12 protein-coding genes and 1 pseudogene are annotated in these 16,605 nt (G+C 59.1%); 9 read left to right on the top strand and 4 right to left on the bottom strand.

Features of this window, described 5'->3' with window-relative positions:
- Positions 1 to 1,179: 1,179 nt before the first annotated feature.
- From OCJ37_RS18435 to OCJ37_RS18425, 3 genes are read right to left on the bottom strand one after another with little or no spacing between them, the layout of a single operon-like run.
- Entirely contained in the window at positions 1,180 to 1,566 is a 387-nt protein-coding gene (locus OCJ37_RS18435) for an STAS domain-containing protein (protein ID WP_263111142.1), read from the bottom strand.
- Positions 1,563 to 2,003 (bottom strand): ATP-binding protein, encoded by a 441-nt coding sequence (locus OCJ37_RS18430; RefSeq protein WP_263111141.1) that lies wholly within the window; start codon positions 2,001 to 2,003, stop codon positions 1,563 to 1,565. Before OCJ37_RS18430 ends, OCJ37_RS18435 begins: the two co-directional genes overlap by 4 nt.
- On the bottom strand, positions 2,000 to 3,910 hold the full coding sequence (locus tag OCJ37_RS18425; RefSeq protein WP_263113733.1) for a SpoIIE family protein phosphatase: 1,911 nt from the start codon (positions 3,908 to 3,910) through the stop codon (positions 2,000 to 2,002). The genes OCJ37_RS18430 and OCJ37_RS18425 overlap by 4 nt, the downstream gene beginning before the upstream one ends.
- Positions 3,911 to 4,174: 264 nt before the next feature.
- Here OCJ37_RS18425 and aceE point away from each other — a divergent pair, with 264 nt between their 5' ends.
- The 5 genes from aceE to OCJ37_RS18400 all read left to right on the top strand — a co-directional run bounded on the left by aceE (position 4,175) and on the right by OCJ37_RS18400 (position 10,638).
- Entirely contained in the window at positions 4,175 to 6,865 is a 2,691-nt protein-coding gene (gene aceE / locus OCJ37_RS18420) for a pyruvate dehydrogenase (acetyl-transferring), homodimeric type (protein ID WP_263111140.1), read from the top strand.
- A gap of 111 nt (positions 6,866 to 6,976) precedes the next feature.
- A complete protein-coding gene (locus OCJ37_RS18415; RefSeq protein ID WP_263111139.1) occupies positions 6,977 to 7,171 on the top strand; it encodes a type II toxin-antitoxin system HicA family toxin in 195 nt (64 codons plus the stop codon).
- Positions 7,172 to 7,176: 5 nt separating this feature from the next.
- Complete coding sequence (locus OCJ37_RS18410; protein ID WP_053841641.1) at positions 7,177 to 7,389, top strand: type II toxin-antitoxin system HicB family antitoxin; 213 nt, start codon at positions 7,177 to 7,179, stop codon at positions 7,387 to 7,389.
- A 275-nt stretch (positions 7,390 to 7,664) separates the two neighbouring features.
- Positions 7,665 to 9,221, top strand: coding sequence for an SIR2 family protein (locus OCJ37_RS18405; RefSeq protein ID WP_263111138.1), 1,557 nt, complete (start codon positions 7,665 to 7,667; stop codon positions 9,219 to 9,221).
- A 451-nt stretch (positions 9,222 to 9,672) separates the two neighbouring features.
- Positions 9,673 to 10,638 carry a hypothetical protein gene (locus OCJ37_RS18400; RefSeq protein WP_263111137.1) on the top strand — a complete coding sequence of 322 codons (966 nt, stop codon included), beginning with the start codon at positions 9,673 to 9,675 and terminating at the stop codon, positions 10,636 to 10,638.
- A gap of 419 nt (positions 10,639 to 11,057) precedes the next feature.
- Here the strand turns inward: OCJ37_RS18400 and OCJ37_RS18395 are convergent, their stop codons facing one another.
- On the bottom strand, positions 11,058 to 12,911 hold the full coding sequence (locus OCJ37_RS18395) for a Z1 domain-containing protein (protein ID WP_263111136.1): 1,854 nt from the start codon (positions 12,909 to 12,911) through the stop codon (positions 11,058 to 11,060).
- 432 nt (positions 12,912 to 13,343) lie between these two features.
- On the opposite strand from OCJ37_RS18395, the gene OCJ37_RS18390 reads away from it, so the two are divergent.
- From OCJ37_RS18390 to OCJ37_RS21030, 4 genes and pseudogenes are all read left to right on the top strand, one after another.
- Entirely contained in the window at positions 13,344 to 13,943 is a 600-nt protein-coding gene (locus tag OCJ37_RS18390; RefSeq protein ID WP_263111135.1) for an XAC0095 family protein, read from the top strand.
- 337 nt (positions 13,944 to 14,280) lie between these two features.
- Entirely contained in the window at positions 14,281 to 14,577 is a 297-nt protein-coding gene (locus tag OCJ37_RS18385; protein WP_317633237.1) for a hypothetical protein, read from the top strand.
- 559 nt (positions 14,578 to 15,136) lie between these two features.
- A pseudogene (locus OCJ37_RS21035) lies at positions 15,137 to 15,655 on the top strand (peptidoglycan-binding protein); the annotation flags it as partial.
- 45 nt (positions 15,656 to 15,700) lie between these two features.
- Positions 15,701 to 16,498, top strand: a complete 798-nt coding sequence (locus OCJ37_RS21030) for an XVIPCD domain-containing protein (RefSeq protein ID WP_317633236.1) — start codon at positions 15,701 to 15,703, stop codon at positions 16,496 to 16,498.
- Positions 16,499 to 16,605: the final 107 nt, after the last annotated feature.

Genomic DNA, 16,605 nt, shown 5'->3' with positions numbered 1-16,605 from the left:
GCCGAGCGGGCGCCCGCCACGCCCGCCGCTGCGGCCATGCGCGCCGCGGCCGGGGCTGTCCTCGTCGAACAGGCGGTGCGGGTGGCGGTGGCCGGGGTCGGTTGGGCGAGGCATCGTTTCGATATGTCGAAGTGTCGCAAAACGATATATCGAATCTAGGTCGTGGACAAGGCGGTGCCGGGTGCGCGGGCGAATGGAGTGGGTGATCGTTCAGCGGTGCCGCTCGCCGATGCGCGTGGGTTGAGGTTGGTCGCGTCGCGACTGAAGTCGCTCCCACAAGAAGGTCGGCGCCGCCCTGGACGGCGCGCTTCCCGCCGAACGCGCGGCGCCGATCCTGGCCATGATTCAGGCGCGGGCCGGAAGCGCTATCCGAAGTGCTAAATGCTATCGGAAGTGCTATCGAAGGAGGGGCTGCCTGCCGCCTTGCGAGAGGCGGTGCGATGCCGCCCGGCTAGCGCAGCCTTTGTGGGAGCGGCTTCAGTCGCGACGCGGGATGGGCGAGAGCCGGGCTTCGGAAGCGTCGGGACGGACACCGAAATGGGCAAGTGCCCCTCCTGCAGTTCATCCAGCGAGCCGCTGGCGGAGCCCCTGTAGGAGCGGCTTCAGCCGCGACGAGCGGAGCCGACCGCTTTCCCGGCTTCAGATGCGGCCAGGACCAGAATCCTTGCGCGACGCCGCACGCAGCGATCGGCATGCCCATTGTGGGAGCGACCCCAGTCGCGACGCGGGATAGGGCAAGAGCCGGGCTTCGGAAGCGTCGGGAGGGATACCGAAATGGGCAAGTGCTTCCTCCTGCAGTTCATCCAGCGAGCCGCTGGCGGAGCCCTGTAGGAGCGGCTTCAGCCGCGACGAGCGGAGCCATCCTGTCTGGCGGCTTCGGATGCGGTCAGGGTCGAAGCCTCTGTACGCCGCCACGCGCCGATAATCCGAATGCCCCTTGTGGGAGCGACTTCAGTCGCGACGCGGGGAGGGGTCAGTGGCCGGCTTCGGATCCAGTCGGGGCTGAAGCCCCTCCTACAGTGAAGCTAGCCTGCAGCGCGAACCCCCGAACCCCCGAACCCCCGAACCCCCGAACCCTCGCATCCGCGCCAAACCCCAGACCCCAGACCCCAGACCCCGAATCCCAAGTCCCAAGTCCCAAGTCCCAAGTTCCGAGTTCCGAGTTCCGAGAAAACCCCATCACCCCCCATCCCCCTCCTCAAGCACCCTGCGCTGCATCTCATCCAGGTAATCGTCCAGCTCCTGCACCGAGGTGAAGATCTCGTTCACCGGTACCGCCTTGACCACGTCGAACACCTTGCGGATCTGCGGTTGCGGGTTGACCACCAGCACGCGGCCCTCGCGCGTGGCCAGCACCTTGCGCGCCTTGAAGATCGAGCGGATGCCGGCGCTGCTGATGTAGTCCAGGTGCGACAGGTCCAGCACCAACGTGGTGATCGGCGTGGCCAGCAGCGGCGCCAGCGCCTCGTCCAGCGCCTGGTAGGTGTGCGTGTCCAGGCGCCCGCTGAGGGTGATGCGCTGGCGCTTGTCCTGCGCGGGGTCGATCTGCAGGCTCAACGTGGTCATGCGGGGAACTCCTGGGGGATGGGGCCGAAGGGCTGCAGCAAGGTGATGCGCACGACGTTGCGGCCGGCGTCGTGGCGGTAGTCGATGTGGTCGGCGAGTTGCCGCACCAGGTGCAGGCCGAGGCCGCCGATCGGGCGCTCGGCGATGTCCGCGTCCAGGTCCGGCGGCGGCGCGCTGCGCAGGTCGAAGGCCGGGCCGCTGTCGTGGAATTCCAGCACCAGCGCGCCGCTCTCCACCTGCAAGGTCACTTCCACCGGCGGCTGCTCGCCGCTCAGGTGGCCGTGCTCGAGGGTGTTGCAGGCCAGTTCCTCCACGATCAGCCGTGCCCGGCTCACGTGCTCCCAGGTCACGCCGTGGCGCAGCAGCGCCGCCTCCAGCGTGTCGCTCAGCTGCGCCAGCGTGTCCAGCGCCGGCGCCATCTGCAGCCGCAGTTTCATGTCGCTCCCTCCCGTGTCGGGTCCTGGCGCAGACGTATCGCCAGCAGGGTAATGTCGTCGGACTGCGGTGCGCCCGCGGTGAACGCGTGCACGTCGGCCAGCACCCGCGCGCACTGCGCCTGCGCGTCGATGCCGGGCTGCAGCGCGGCCAGCAGCCGCGCATCGCCGTAGGGCCGGTCGTGCGCGTCCATCGCCTCGGTGATGCCGTCGGTGTAGCTCAGCAGCGTGGCGCCGGCGGCCAGGCGCCCGCGCACCACCGGATAGCGGGTCTGCGGCTCGATCCCCAGCGGCGGTCCCGATTCCAGCGCCAGCAGCTGCACCTGGCCGTCGGCGCCGAGCAGCGCCGGCGGCTCGTGCCCGGCGCTGGACAGCCAGTAGTCGCCGCTGTGCACGTCGATCAGCCCGCACAGCACGGTGGCGAACATGCAGGTGTCGTTACCTTCGACCATGCGCCTGGAGGCCGCGATCAGGATCGCGTCCGGCCGGTTGTGGCGGCGCGCGGCCACCTCCAGCACGGTCATCGCCCGCGCCATGAACAGCGCCGCCGGCACGCCCTTGTCGGATACGTCGCCGACCACGAACCACAGCAGCCCCGGCTCGGTCTCGAAGAACTGGTAGAAGTCGCCGCCGACCATCGTCGCCGGCTCCAGCAGCGCGTAGGTCTCCAGGTGCTTGTGCGCGCTGTCGAAGGTGCGCCCGCCGGGCAGCATCGCCTGCTGGATGTCGCGCGCGATCGACAGCTCGCTCTGCATCCGCTGCCGCGCCTGCGCCAGGGTGGCGATCTCCTCCAGCTGCAGCTTGATCGACCCGCGCGCGCGGTCGAAGGCGCGCGCCATCACCCCCACCTCGTCCTGCCGCTCCACGTGCCGCAGCGGGTAGTCGAACTCGCCCTGGCTGAAGTGCCCGGCCGAGTTGGTCAGGTCCTCGATCGGCCGCGCCAGCCGCGCGGTGTAGCCGCGCAGCAGCCACAGCCACAGCAGCAGCGCGGTGCCGCCGCCCAGCCCCACCCACAGCGCGATGCGGTTGAGCCCGGCCACGATGTAGCGCTCGGACACGGTCAGCGCGAAGGTCCAGCCGGTGTCGCCGACCGCCGCGCTCTGGGTCAGGTAGCGCTCGCCGTCGGGCGCGGTGTGGGAAAAGCGCACCGGCGCATGCGCGGCCACCGCGCGGGCCAGCGGCGACAGGTCCGGCCGCGCCCGCGCCACGTGCGCCTCCAGGGTGCGGCGGAAGCGCAGCGCCGGGTCCGGATGCAGCACGAACAGCCCGTCCGGCGACAGCAGCATCGGCTGCAACCCGGCGCTGGCCGGCAGCTCGCCGACGATCGCCTGCAGCCGCTTCAGCGGCACGTCCACGCTGACCATGCCGATCGCGCGCGCCTGCGGGCCGTCGCCGGGCAGGCGCAGCGGCAGGTTGTAGGTGGTGAGGAAATCGCCGCCGGTGGAGGCGTCGCTGTACGGCTCGGACCACCACGGCGCCGGCGCCGCCAGCGTGCGCCGGTACCAGGGCATGCTGCGGTAGTCGAACCCCAGCGCCTCGGCCGGCTGCTCGATCACGCCGCTGCGCGTGCGCCGCAGGTGCCAGGCGAAGCCGCGGTCGTCGCCCTTCAGCGCGCCCGCCTCGATCACCAGCAGCGCCCCGGCGATGTCCGGGTCGCCCTCCAGCGTGGCGTGCAGCAGGTTGCGCAGGTTGACCGGCTGCCGCCCCACCGCCGCCGCGCTGGCCGCCAGCGTGCGCCCGCTCACCTGCACCGACCCCAGCGTCGCGTCCAGGCTGCGCGCGGTCTGCTGGGTCAGCCCGGCCACCTCCTCGCGCGCATTGCGCACCACCACCTGGCGCGCGCCCAGGTAGAACAGCACCGCCAGGCCCAGCAGCAGCGCCACCTGGATCAGGCTGCCCCACAGCACCATGCGCGTGCGCAGGCTGTGCCGCCAGGCGACCGCTGGAGCGTCCTGCACTGAGGATGAGGCAACGATGGCGGCGCTCCGCGGGGGTCGCCGCGATCATAAGCGCAGCCGCGCCCGGCCGCGTAGCCATCCGCACGCGCCGGGGCGCCAATGTGACAGTCCGTTCCATACGCTGGCGTACGAGGTCCGGCGGGGCGGTTGCGCTACACTTGGAGGCTTCGAAAAACACATGCAATCGCGCGCGTGCGTGCGACCGACGGGAGCGCTATGAACTGGTTGAACGAGGTGCTGCAGAACGATCCGAACCCCACTGAGACCCAGGAGTGGATCGAATCGCTCAAGGCCGTCATCGATGTGGCGGGCCCCGAGCGCGCGCATCAGCTGCTGGAGGACATGGTCGAGCTGACCCGCCGCTCCGGTGCCTACCTGCCGTTCTCGCCGACCACCGAGTACGTCAACACCATCGCCCCCGCCAACGAGGCCAAGAGCCCGGGCGATGCGGCCATCGAGTGGAAGATCCGCTCGATCATCCGCTGGAACGCCATGGCCACCGTGGTCCGCGCCAACCGCAAGCCGGGCGACCTGGGCGGCCACATCGCCTCCTTCGCCTCCAGCGCCACCCTGTACGACGTGGGCTTCAACCACTTCTGGCGCGCCCCGTCCGACAACCACCCCGGCGACCTGCTCTACATCCAGGGCCACAGCTCCCCGGGCGTCTACGCCCGCGCCTTCCTCGAAGGCCGCATCAGCGAAGACCAGCTCAACAACTTCCGCATGGAAGTGGACGGGCAGGGCATCTCCTCCTACCCGCACCCGTGGCTGATGCCGGACTTCTGGCAGACCCCCACCGTGTCGATGGGCCTGGGCCCGCTCAGCGCCATCTACCAGGCGCAGTTCATGAAGTACCTGGAGCACCGCGGCCTGATCGAGAAGTCCGACCGCAAGGTGTGGTGCTTCATCGGCGACGGCGAGAGCGACGAGCCGGAAACCCTGGGCGCCATCGCCCTGGCCGGCCGCGAAGGCCTGGACAACCTCATCTTCGTGGTGAACTGCAACCTGCAGCGCCTGGACGGCCCGGTGCGCGGCAACGGCAAGATCATCCAGGAACTGGAAGGCGTGTTCCGCGGCGGCGGCTGGAACGTCATCAAGCTGCTGTGGGGCGGGTACTGGGATCCGCTTCTGGCCAAGGACACCGACGGCGTGCTGCGCAAGCTGATGATGGAAACCGTCGACGGCGAGTACCAGAACTGCAAGGCCTTCGGCGGCGCCTACACCCGCGCCAACTTCTTCGGCAAATACCCGGAGACCGCGGCCATGGTCGCCGGCCTGTCCGACGACGACATCTGGCGCCTGAACCGCGGCGGCCACGACCCGCACAAGGTCTACGCCGCCTACCACCAGGCGGTGAACACCAAGGGCATGCCCACCGTGATCCTGGCCAAGACGGTCAAGGGCTACGGCATGGGCTCCTCGGGCGAATCGCTCAACCCCACCCACCAGACCAAGAAGCTGGACGACGACGCCGTGCGCGCGTTCCGCGACCGCTTCAACATCCCGCTCAGCGACAAGCAGCTGGCCGACGCCGAGCAGGTGCCGTTCTACCACCCCGGCCCGGACTCGCCGGAAGTGCAGTACCTGCAGGCGCGCCGCGCCGCGCTCGGCGGCTACCTGCCGCAGCGCCGCCGCAAGGCCGACCAGTCCTTCGACGTGCCCGGCCTGGACAAGTACGACCGCCTGCTCAAGTCCAGCGGCGAGCGCAGCTACTCCACCACCATGGCCTTCGTGCAGAGCCTCAACATCGCCCTGCGCGACAAGGACCTGGGCCCGCGCATCGTGCCCATCGTGGCCGACGAAGCGCGCACCTTCGGCATGGAAGGCATGTTCCGCCAGATCGGCATCTACGCCCCGTTCGGCCAGAAGTACAAGCCGGTGGACGCGGACCAGCTGATGTTCTACCGCGAAGACCAGTCCGGCCAGGTGCTGCAGCAGGGCATCAGCGAGCCGGGCGCCATCTCCTCGTGGATGGCCGCCGGCACCAGCTACTCGGTCAGCAACGTGCCGATGCTGCCGTTCTACATCTACTACTCCATGTTCGGCTTCCAGCGCGTGGGCGACATCGCCTGGCAGGCGGCGGACATGCGCACCCGCGGCTTCCTGCTCGGCGGCACCGCCGGCCGCACCACGCTCAACGGCGAAGGCCTGCAGCACGAAGACGGCTTCAGCCAGGTCATCGCCGGCTCCATCCCCAACGTGCGCAGCTACGACCCCACCTTCGGCTACGAAGTCACCGTGGTCATGCAGTACGGCATGAAGCGGATGATGCAGGAGCAGGTGGACGAGTACTACTACATCACCCTGATGAACGAAAACTACACCCACCCGGAAATGCCGGCCGGTGCAGAGGACGGCATCATCAAGGGCATGTACCTGCTGACCGACGCCGGCAAGCCCAAGAAGGGCGAACTGCGCGTGCAGCTGCTGGGCTCGGGCACCATCCTGCGCGAAGCCATCGCCGCCGCCGAACTGCTGGACAAGGACTTCGGCGTCACCGCCGACATCTGGTCCTGCCCCAGCTTCAACGAACTGCGCCGCGACGGCTTCGATGCCGAGCGCTGGAACCGCCTGCATCCGGAAGGCGAGCAGCGCAAGCCGTACGTGACCCAGCTGCTGGAAGGGCGCCAGGGGCCGGTGGTGGCGGCGACGGACTATGTGCGTGCGTTTGCTGACCAGATCCGTGCGTTCGTGCCGGCGCACTACACCGTGCTGGGTACGGATGGCTTCGGCCGCTCCGACACCCGTGCCAACCTGCGTCGGTTCTTCGAAGTGGACCGGTACTACATCGCGCATGCCGCGATTGCGGCGCTGGCGAAGGACGGGAAGATGACGGGCAAGGACGTGGCGCGGGCGATCAAGCAGTACAAGATCGATCCGGAGAAGGCTAATCCGGTTGGGGTCTAACCGACCCATCAGGCAATAACGCTCTGCCCCTCTCCCGCCACGCGGGAGAGGGGGCCGCAGCGGAAGAGGCCACTCTTCCCCTGTCCGGCCCGCATTCGCAAGGACCGCGACATGCCCCCGAAAATCCGCGACGTGCTGCAACAACTCAAGGACGCAGGCTGGCAGCAAGTCGGCCAGGCCGGCAGCCACCGCCAGTTCAAGCATCCTGTCTACCCAGGCCGCGTGACAGTTGCCGGCAAGCCGAGCGATGATGTGGCTCCCGGCACCCTGAACAGCATTCTCAAACAGGCCGGCCTGAAGAGGTAATCGCCATGCGTTACGCCGTCGTCATCGAGCAAGCGGGTAACAACTACTCTGCCTACGTGCCGGATCTCCCTGGTTGTGTAGCGACGGGTGCGACCACCGCGGAGGTTGAGGGATTGATCCGCGAGGCGATCGAGTTGCATCTGGCGGGTATGCGCGAGGATGGGGAGGTGATTCCGCTGCCGTCGAGTCAGGTTGAATACGTGGATGTGGCGGCGTGATGGGAAGAGGAATTGCTGCGGTATTTGGCACAGGCACAGGTGATCGCAGCTGACAGCGTGCCTTTGCAGGCCAGGTTGGTACTTTCGTGCCAATACACTTCACCGTGTTGGACGCCAAAGGAGCGCAAGATAACTGGGAAAATATGACTTGCGCGATCAAACAGTACAGGATTGACCCGAGCAATCGAATCTTTTTTGGTTCTATTGAGCTTTCAAAATAGCTAAGGTGACTTACTTGGGTTGCTGTAGCTTTACTCTCTGCGTTGGAGTGCACGTTGAATATCGGGACTGCTCTCGTTGATATTTTCTCCTCAAAACCCGCCGGCCCTTTTCTTTTTGTGGGTTCAGGTTTGTCACGTCGTTATCTTGGGTTGGAGGATTGGAAGGGGTTGCTTTCAAAATTCTGTGTTACGGGCAAGCCTTTTGAGTATTATCTCTCTACAGCCAATGGGAGCTATCCGCTCGCAGCACAAATTCTTGCTAGAGACTTCAACGCGCATTGGTGGTCCTCCTCCGACTATATAGCAAGCGTTGATAGGTTTCGAGAAAAGGCAATTAACGAGTCTTCTGCACTCAGGATAGAAATTTGCGAGTATCTGAAAAGCCTTGACCAGGCGATAGCACTTTCAACCTCCTATGCTGATGAAGTCAGGTTACTATCAAATTTGAATGTGGACGGAGTGATAACTACAAATTGGGACTTGTTCTTAGAGCAGGTATTTCCCGATTACAAGGTGTACGTCGGTCAAGAGGAGTTGCTTTTTTCGAACCCCCAGGAAATTGGCGAAATATACAAAATCCACGGTAGCTGTGGAAGGCCAGAATCGCTTGTGCTGTCAGATTCTGACTACGATAAATTTAACGAAAGAAATGCATACCTTGCGGCGAAATTAATAACTCTATTTGTTGAGCATCCCGTTATCTTCATGGGCTACTCAATTTCGGATTCTAATATTCAGTCATTACTTAAATCGATTTCTCTTTGCATAGGAAGAGACAAGATCGATCAGCTTCGCAAAAATTTGATTTTCATTCAACGCCCCAGCGTCGGAGAAAATCACTCGATTTCTGATACATATATGACAGTGGATGGCGTCCAGATACCACTGGTCCTTATCAAGACGGATAATTTTATAGAAATCTACGAAGCTATAGATAAAACAAAGCGTAAGATTCCAGCGAGAGTCCTTCGTTTCTGTAAGGAGCAGCTTTACGAGCTGGTGCAATCAGCTGAACCTGAGAAAAAACTCTGTGTAGTTGGTATTGATGAAATAGATAATAAGGACGACGTTGAGTTTTTAGTGGGGGTCGGTGTAGTTGGAGCAGGGCACGCTCCCGCTCTTGCTGGAATTGGATACGCTGCTATAGAAAATCAGGATTTAATACATGATCTTTTGCATGAAGATAGGGCGTATGACGCGCGCCAAATTGTCGATTTCGCTATCAGGTCCGCCGGGCGGAACACAAAGAATGTTCCTGTAATGAAGTATCTTAGAGCAATTGGTATAAATTCGCGGGATGAATATATAGCCAGTGGTCTCGCTCTTGATAAATGGGTGGACAGAGATGTTAAGGATTTTAGGACCAAGCAATATGCCGCGCCTTTTAGGCGGCGCTGGAGGAATTCGAATGCAGAGGAGGTGATTGCTGGCTGCACGCCTGAGAATGCAGCGGCATACATTCCATTTTTGCATCCCGGGAAAATAGATTTGGAGGCATTAAGGTGTTTTTTAATAGGGAATGAGGAGAAGATGGATTATGAGCGATCCAATTATGCTAGCAGTTATCGAAAGCTGGCTTGCTTCTACGATAGGCTTAAGTGGGGTTGGTAAATCACTCAAATTGGATGTGGTGCTTACAGATAGAGAGCATGTGTGAGCTGACACCTGATCTTGACATTGTGCTAAATGTAACGCGCTTGACATAGCTGAGCGACTGGACGATATGAGTGGTCGAGCCAGTACTGTTAGGTTTTTAGCGTTGCTGCACATTTTAGTTCCCTATTTAAAAATTCGCAAATCAGGTTTATAGTACGGTACTAATCAACTTGTAGAGATATCAGTGCGAGCCATACATCCATTTCCTGCTCGGATGGCCACAGATGCAATTGCATGCTGGCTGGATGATCTTCCTAAGCAGTCGGTGGTTCTTGATCCGATGTGTGGGTCCGGGGTCGTACTTAAGCAGGCGGTTGCCAAAGGGCATCGAGCAATTGGTATCGACGTGGACCCGCTTGCTGTCCTAATGAGCCGTGTTTGGCTTAGTTCTCCAAGGTCGGAGCACGTGAAGACGGCTGCTCTACAGCTTGTGGATGCGGCAAAGCGGTCGCGTGCTCGTTTTACATCGTTGCCTCAAGTTCGACTTTGTGTAGAAACCAGAAATTTTCTTGAGTACTGGTTTGCTGACCCTCAAAGAACACATTTGGCAAGGTTGGTGTTTGGACTTTATGAGCTTAGAAAAGAGCTTCCGGAGTTGACTCAAGTTCTTGCTCTCTGTTTAAGCAGAACCATTGTGACCAAAAAAGTCGGCGCATCGCTCGCTTGGGATGTGTCCCACAGCAGGCCCCATAGGGTTCGGGACGAAAATAACTACGATGTCTATGGGGGATTTATTTCTGCTGTTTCAACTGTATGTACCCTTTTGGCCGAACAAGCAAAGGTAGGGCAGGCCGATGTTTATAAAGGTGACTGTCGAGCATTAACTAAGATGGGGATAGGTAAGGTTGATGCGATATTTACGTCCCCGCCTTATCTGAATGCGATTGATTATTTGAGGGGACATAAGCTTGCTTTGACGTGGCTCGGGTATACCATTCCCGATCTTAGGAAGATCCGTGCCAACTCAGTTGGCACTGAGCGATCTGGTAAAAATAGGCACTTTGATGTTTTTATGTTTCCAGGCATCGAAAACATTATCCCAGATATTGGTCAGCTTCCAAGGCGACAGCAGACAATCATCTGCAAATATGCATCAGACGCACATGATGTGATGCGGCAAATGAGGTCCGCTCTTAAGCCTGGCGGTCGCCTGGTTTTAGTTCTCGCGGACTCTATGGTTCGAGGCGTTGAAGTGAGAAGTTCTGATCTCTTTTCTTGGCTTGCCGAAAAAGAGGGATTTGTTTCCATTTCAAGGCAGACAAGGGAGATACCAGGAGGTCGGCGATATCTTCCGATAAGTTCACCTGGCAGTATCATCGAGAATAGGATGCGTAAGGAAAGCGTAGAAGCCTTTACGTTGACGCAGAATTGATCTGATCGATAATGCAATTTAAATTTTTCTCAAATTTTCCACTCAGGGTTCCACGAGGTCCATGGATTGAATATTGCTTCCGAGCTGTCCGGCTCGCTCTAAACCAAAGAGACTGTCCGTGCTTTGTCTGAGATAGCGCTAGTTGCATCGGTATTGCGCAATATCCGTCGGTTCCGCATACCAGTGCAATAAAAGCCGTCCAACGCTCGCTCATTTCTGTTAATTCGGCAGTAACATCTTGAGTGAACTGGAAATGCCAGGGTGTGATGCGCTGTGACGCGTGCTTGATGTGAACCATGGTACTTCCATCGAATAAGTAGTTTGCTCGACGACCATCTTTGTCAAGTCCTTGAATTCGGATCTCTCTTCCAACGTCCGCTATTAGGGCCGATAGAATAGATCCATGTCGCATTTGGTACTCAGGGATCATTGGTCATGTTCTTAATAAACTGAATGTTGCCTCGGTATTTATAGATAATACGAGCTTTGCCTTGGTTGTTGCGCGCCAAGAACACGTGGTGCACAGCTGTTGGTGACTTATTGAGCTGAGTGTTACCGATAAAGCCTTTGGCGCGAGAAATTTGTTCGTGATTTGCGTCGGTGTACCCTGTTATATTCATCGGTGGATGTAGGGCAACTAGACCGTACTGGCCTGCGGACGTTCTTTCAATAAATCGAATCAAATACTGGGGAAGATTAGTATCCTCAATTATCTCTGCTAAAGCGCGCAACCTCGCAAGTGATTCGTCGGTTCCGCTTGAAATTGAAATAATCTTGTCTGTAAGGTCAAAGATTGGGAATGCCATCTCGCCACGGTCAAGATCAACTGTTCCACGATTGATACTACTAGAAGAGACCGGCGAAATCCTGCTGTCTCCGATCCATACAAGCGAGCCAAGCCCCTCACGAATAGCCGAAAGTGCCAATTTGTGAAAAACGAAGCAACGATGCCAGTCTAAGTAAAGCGCCTGCGGAATTGTCAACTCAAAAAACGCCAGGTATTCACCTCTGGCCCCAAACATGCGCGCGCGCTGAATATAAGTGTCTTGCTGGATTTTATGTTTAACGTCGCGTGTGAAAAACATTGAAAGCAGATTGTTTAATGTTACGCCGCGAGAGACGATATTTCCGCCAATTATTATGGTAAATAAACTTTGGGGATTTGTGGCTGCACTAGAATTGTCCTTCCAGTCACGCTCGCTGTTCAATACAACAAGTGCGTGCCTTGATATATTTCTCAATATATATCGAGTTATCTCATCTGTATCGGCTTCTGGATATCGAGATCGCGCGAGGAACCAGATTGCTTCCACATAGCGCGCAAATTCCGCGCTTTTTTCATCAGCTAAGGCTGTGAGAGTTGAATGGATAACACCCCAATCGCTTTTATGATCGATCTTTTTCCCGCTGGTGTGAATGAGGAAAGAAAAGTTACGTTCTCTTTCTAGAACGGTAATGTTCAAGTGGGCTGCGTTAACAAGAAATCCAAAAAGTGCCTGGCGAGAATACTTCGGGTCGTCGCCCGCATCTGGAAGTAGCGTGCGTTGATATTTTGGCTGGCTTTCCATCGGGAAAAAAATGTCTTGCCCCGTGTAATGCGAGTGGGCTGGAAAGTCAACCCAGTATTTGCTGTCATTATCAAAAGTGTTATTCAAATCAAGACGGGCCGGTGTGGCCGTGACTCCGATATATATGCCACTTTTGTTAAGTATTTGATGAATTAAGTCGTTAATTGGGGTGCGTTCTCCGGGTCGGTTAACCTTAGAGTTGGGGGATGCATAGTCTGCTTCATCATCGATGACCACAACGGGTTCGATTCCAGATATTTTTTCAATAAGTTTCCGAAGGTCAGAGCCGTTCTTTTTGCAAAAAACTATATATGCATTCCCTTTCATCTTGACAGCGGGATCTAGAATCTCACTAAAGTTTCTGGCGGCCGGAGATAATCCGGATTCTTTGAATCTTCCGAGATTCTGTGTAAGTAAATCGACGCTGTCATTCAGTAAGTGAATGATGAGCTGCTGTCCCATGTCGATAAGCTTGCCGGTCAGGCATATCATCATCTCTGTTTTGCCACTTTGGGGCTCGCCATAAATTACAAAAGAGCGGGCGCCCCGCTCTAGGTTTTTTACTGCGCCTCGGACAGCTGTCTCAATTGAGGTGATCTCTTTGCGTCCTAGCCTCAGCCTCTCAAGCTGCCTATCGTATTGAGACAACGCTTCAAGTTGAGAGAATTTGAACTTCTCCAAGTCAAATACCTTCTCCTGGTCCATGTTCATACCCTTTATAGAACAGCAGCGTCACTGGTATGGCTAGTTAAGCGAGGGTTCGCTAAGTTTGCAAGCACTTGGCCCGCTAATAAGGCGATTTTCAAAGAAATTCTAGTGAGAAGGTTGATGGCGATATTGTCTACTAGATCGTGACCGGAACTTTATCCAGGCAGTTGACATGCGGCGCATGTTTTGGCAGCCTGGTTGAGCGGAGCGTCGAAACTCCTCTAACAGCGGTACCCACCTCCGACAAACCGGTGGGTTTTTTGTGCCCGAGGCTCGGGCGCAAGCCGACGCGATGCCTACGTCGGGAGGGCGGCTAATACAACACCCTTCGGGGAAATACGCCCGCCGTCTGTTAGCGGTTTCGAACCTCCCGACTTCCCGCCCGCCGTTCGTGGCGGCCGGACCCCTTCATGGAGCGAGGAGGCAACGATGGCGTACGACCGGTTGGACGATGAAGACATGCCCGGCTATTTCCTGCCGGAGGAGAGCCAGTTCCGGCTGGCGAAGCTGCACGATCACGTGAGGTTCCTGGTCCGGCTGGCGCAGCCACGCACGCCGGACGAGGAGCGTGCCGCCGAGCCCAAAGTGCGCATGGGCGAGCTGGCGCTCTGTCTGGAGCTGTTGGCCGACCAGGTGGAACTGGTGCTGGACGCGCTGTCCTATCCTGCGCAGCGGACCGACACGACGCACGGCGCCCGGCCCGCTGCCACCGTCGAGGCGGCGCCGGACGTGGGCGGCGGCGCCTTCCGCATCACGCTGGCGCAACTCGACCAACTCACCCTGCTGGCCGAGACCGTCTCGGCCCATGCCCGGGTGGTGGCGGTTGGCGATGCAACCGGGCTTGCCGGCCAGGCATTACCAGCGGTGGGCGACACGCTCTGCGATGCAGCGAACGCGATGCGGGCGCTGCTGCTGCAGATCGAGCGCCAGCCGCTGCGCGAACCCACGCCCAATGGCGTACGCGAGGAGCGGGCTGTCTATGCGGTGCAGTGGGACGAACAGCCTGCCGGAGGCGAGTTGTTGCATTGATGCCCCATGACTGGGGGAGGCAAGAACGCTCCGCCGGTAGGCTGGCGGAGCGATGCAGATTCATCTCGCAGATCTGTGGAATGCCGCAGGTCTAATTGCTATCTTCCGCGCATACGAGCCGCAGACCATGTCGAAGGAGTGACCGATGGCTAGGCAAAAACGACGCAGGTTGGGCTTTCCAGTCGCCGCTCTAGGTGTGGCAATGGGGTTGATCACGTCGTGTGCCAGCTCCGCTTCCGCGAGCAGGCCTCCTGCGTTTTCCGGGGAGTGGGGGTATGCCGAGAAATGCGACTCGGGCCACTATCTGAGCTTGCATCTGCAACAGCACGGTGATCGCGTGACGGGAGATTGGAGCGAGGGAACCAACGTACGCGGCAGTGATGGGCAGCTGCAGGGACAAGTGCATGGAACCGTGTTGTATGTCCGCTACTGCAGCGATGACGGAGAAAAAGGCTACGCCGCGTGCCCCGCGTTCTCAGGTCCAGATGACAAGTTTCAGCTAGAAAATGGGCAACTTGTTCGATATCAGAAGTACGGTTCCGACTATCGCCGTAGCGTTGCGCTTCATCCAGACATCGCAGGCAAGGAAGCGCCTTTTGATGAGGATTGTATGGATTCCGAGGATGAACAATGAGTGTGCGCACGAATCAGCTAAAGACTTTGCTCGTCCATCTGTTGATGCGAAGATGTTTGTCGAATCGCATCCTGATGTAGTCGAGCTAGGGACACTGTTGGGAATTCGCTACGCTATCTAAGAGACAACAGGAGTTGCTATGCGAGAATTGAGTGGCACTTTATTGGCTGCAGCGCTGTCCATGATCTCCTGCTGCGCATGCGCGACAAGTGGCCATCTGGCGGTTGCGTATCCTACGGAGCTCCGGGGTACTTGGGATATTGGGCCACAGTCTTGCAAGCTGCCAGTCAACCCCGATGCAGATTCGCCGATGCGTGTGGAAAAGGGACGGCTAGTTGGTTATGAGCATCGAGAGACTCCCGTCTCCATCAAGCGGGTATCTGTGAATCCTCTAGCTTGGGCGGTGACAGCTACGTCGGATAACGCACCGGGCATCAAGACAGCCGATTTGTACATCCTCAAGGGCGATCATCTCACCATCTCCGATGGTGAATCGACCCGGCACTATCGTCGTTGCAAATAGCCAAGAACAGCACAATCGATCAAGGAGTTGGTGGAAATGGCACAGGAAGAGCAATCCGGAAATGGTCAAGAGCCTGTTCCGTACAGGCTGCAACAACTGCATAGCGCAAGATTGGGCAACCGCGCTGTAGAGGACCTCGAAGGCCTCGTTATCCATCATCCCGTGTCGAATGCCGGTGCCCAAGTCGTGGATGGAATCCCGGTGAATGTCGAGAATTCGCGTACTCGCTCCTACGGCGTGATTGGTGGCGAGATACAAGAGCTCGAGACCCGAAGAACCGACGGAGGTCCGGCAAGTGCATTGCGCGAGGACCAAGTGCTCCTGATCAAGGACTTCATGCTGGAGGATAGCCGTATTGCATCCGGCGGAGCGGGTGTGCGGGCAGTGGACGTTCCGTCGCCCGTTGCTGGATATGTTGCTCGGGTCGACTCCAACGGATTCGGTGCAGTCGACATCTATGATCGGCAGGGTGGCGAGCTTGTGGCGCGCATACTGCATATGGATCCCATCAGCGTATCCGTAGGCAATACCGTAGAGTACGGCCAGGCCTTGGGTACTCAGAGCAATAGAGGCCTTCCTGCTGCGGGTAAGCACGTGCACATGGAAATCGATACGCGCTACTACCAGCAAGCCGAAAACTACATGCAGGACATTGCAAGCGGCCGGCTTTCCCTCGATCCAGGTAGGCGGACACATGGCATCGAGCCAAGGCCCGTTATCGATGATGGCATCATCCGCATTGGCGAATCCTCGGATGTCGTGCAGCATGCCCAACGGGTGTTGAATGCAGAAGGCTTCCACGGTGCGGATGGGCAGCCTTTGCAAGAAGATGGCGTCTATCGCCTGTCCATGCAGCCGGCCGTCATCAACTATCAGCAGGCGCGAGGTCTTACGCCCACGGGCGACCTTGATCCCGCCACGCTGCAGCAGATTGCGCCGCGCGTGTTCCCGCCGGAAGTGAATCGACCGGCGCGCGACGCACCGAGCTACCTGGATCTCCACGGCAGCGCTGCGCCCGAGCGCGACCCGCTGCATCGGCAGGCAGAAGATGCCGTACGCCTTCTCGAACAAGGCCTGGGGAGAGAGTACGACGCCAACAGCGCCAAGCTCGCAGCGAGCGCCGCCTGTCTGGCAAAGGAGAACGGGCTATCGCGGATCGATCATGTGGTACTCAGCGAGGACTCGCGCAATGTACGGGCGGGCGAGAACCTGTTCGTTGTCCAAGGCGCATTGAACGATCCCGCGCATCTGCGCGCGCACATGCGCACCGAGGATGCCCTGGGCCAATCCGTCGAACAGTCGCTGGCGCAACTGCAGTCCTTGAACCAGGCGCAGCGTCAGGCCCAGGAAGCGGAGCAGCTCAATCAGGTGCAGGCCAAGCCTCATCAGATGGGCTAGAAAATACATGGATCCTCCGCGCTCAGGGCGCGATTGAAGCGACTGCTTGGGATCTTGCGCGATGCGCGGATCCAGATTCGTCTTCTTCTCGTTAGTCCCCTAGGTCA

The sequence above is a fragment of the Xanthomonas sp. AM6 genome (genome assembly GCF_025665335.1).
In the GTDB taxonomy this organism is placed as follows: Bacteria; Pseudomonadota; Gammaproteobacteria; order Xanthomonadales; family Xanthomonadaceae; genus Xanthomonas_A.
The sequence above is the reverse complement of the archived record's forward strand: the minus strand, read 5'-3'. Positions and strand labels throughout refer to the sequence as shown.

What these genes read in the sequence shown, in the direction of transcription:
- OCJ37_RS18435 (WP_263111142.1), bottom strand. Translation starts at nt 1,566, where the DNA reads ATGACCACGTTGAGCCTGCAGATCGACCCCGCGCAGGACAAGCGCCAG.
- OCJ37_RS18415 (WP_263111139.1), top strand. Translation starts at nt 6,977, where the DNA reads ATGCCCCCGAAAATCCGCGACGTGCTGCAACAACTCAAGGACGCAGGC.
- OCJ37_RS18390 (WP_263111135.1), top strand. Translation starts at nt 13,344, where the DNA reads ATGGCGTACGACCGGTTGGACGATGAAGACATGCCCGGCTATTTCCTG.
- OCJ37_RS21030 (WP_317633236.1), top strand. Translation starts at nt 15,701, where the DNA reads ATGGAAATCGATACGCGCTACTACCAGCAAGCCGAAAACTACATGCAG.
- aceE (WP_263111140.1), top strand. Translation starts at nt 4,175, where the DNA reads ATGAACTGGTTGAACGAGGTGCTGCAGAACGATCCGAACCCCACTGAG.
- OCJ37_RS18430 (WP_263111141.1), bottom strand. Translation starts at nt 2,003, where the DNA reads ATGAAACTGCGGCTGCAGATGGCGCCGGCGCTGGACACGCTGGCGCAG.
- OCJ37_RS18395 (WP_263111136.1), bottom strand. Translation starts at nt 12,911, where the DNA reads ATGGACCAGGAGAAGGTATTTGACTTGGAGAAGTTCAAATTCTCTCAA.
- OCJ37_RS18425 (WP_263113733.1), bottom strand. Translation starts at nt 3,910, where the DNA reads ATGGTGCTGTGGGGCAGCCTGATCCAGGTGGCGCTGCTGCTGGGCCTG.
- OCJ37_RS18410 (WP_053841641.1), top strand. Translation starts at nt 7,177, where the DNA reads ATGCGTTACGCCGTCGTCATCGAGCAAGCGGGTAACAACTACTCTGCC.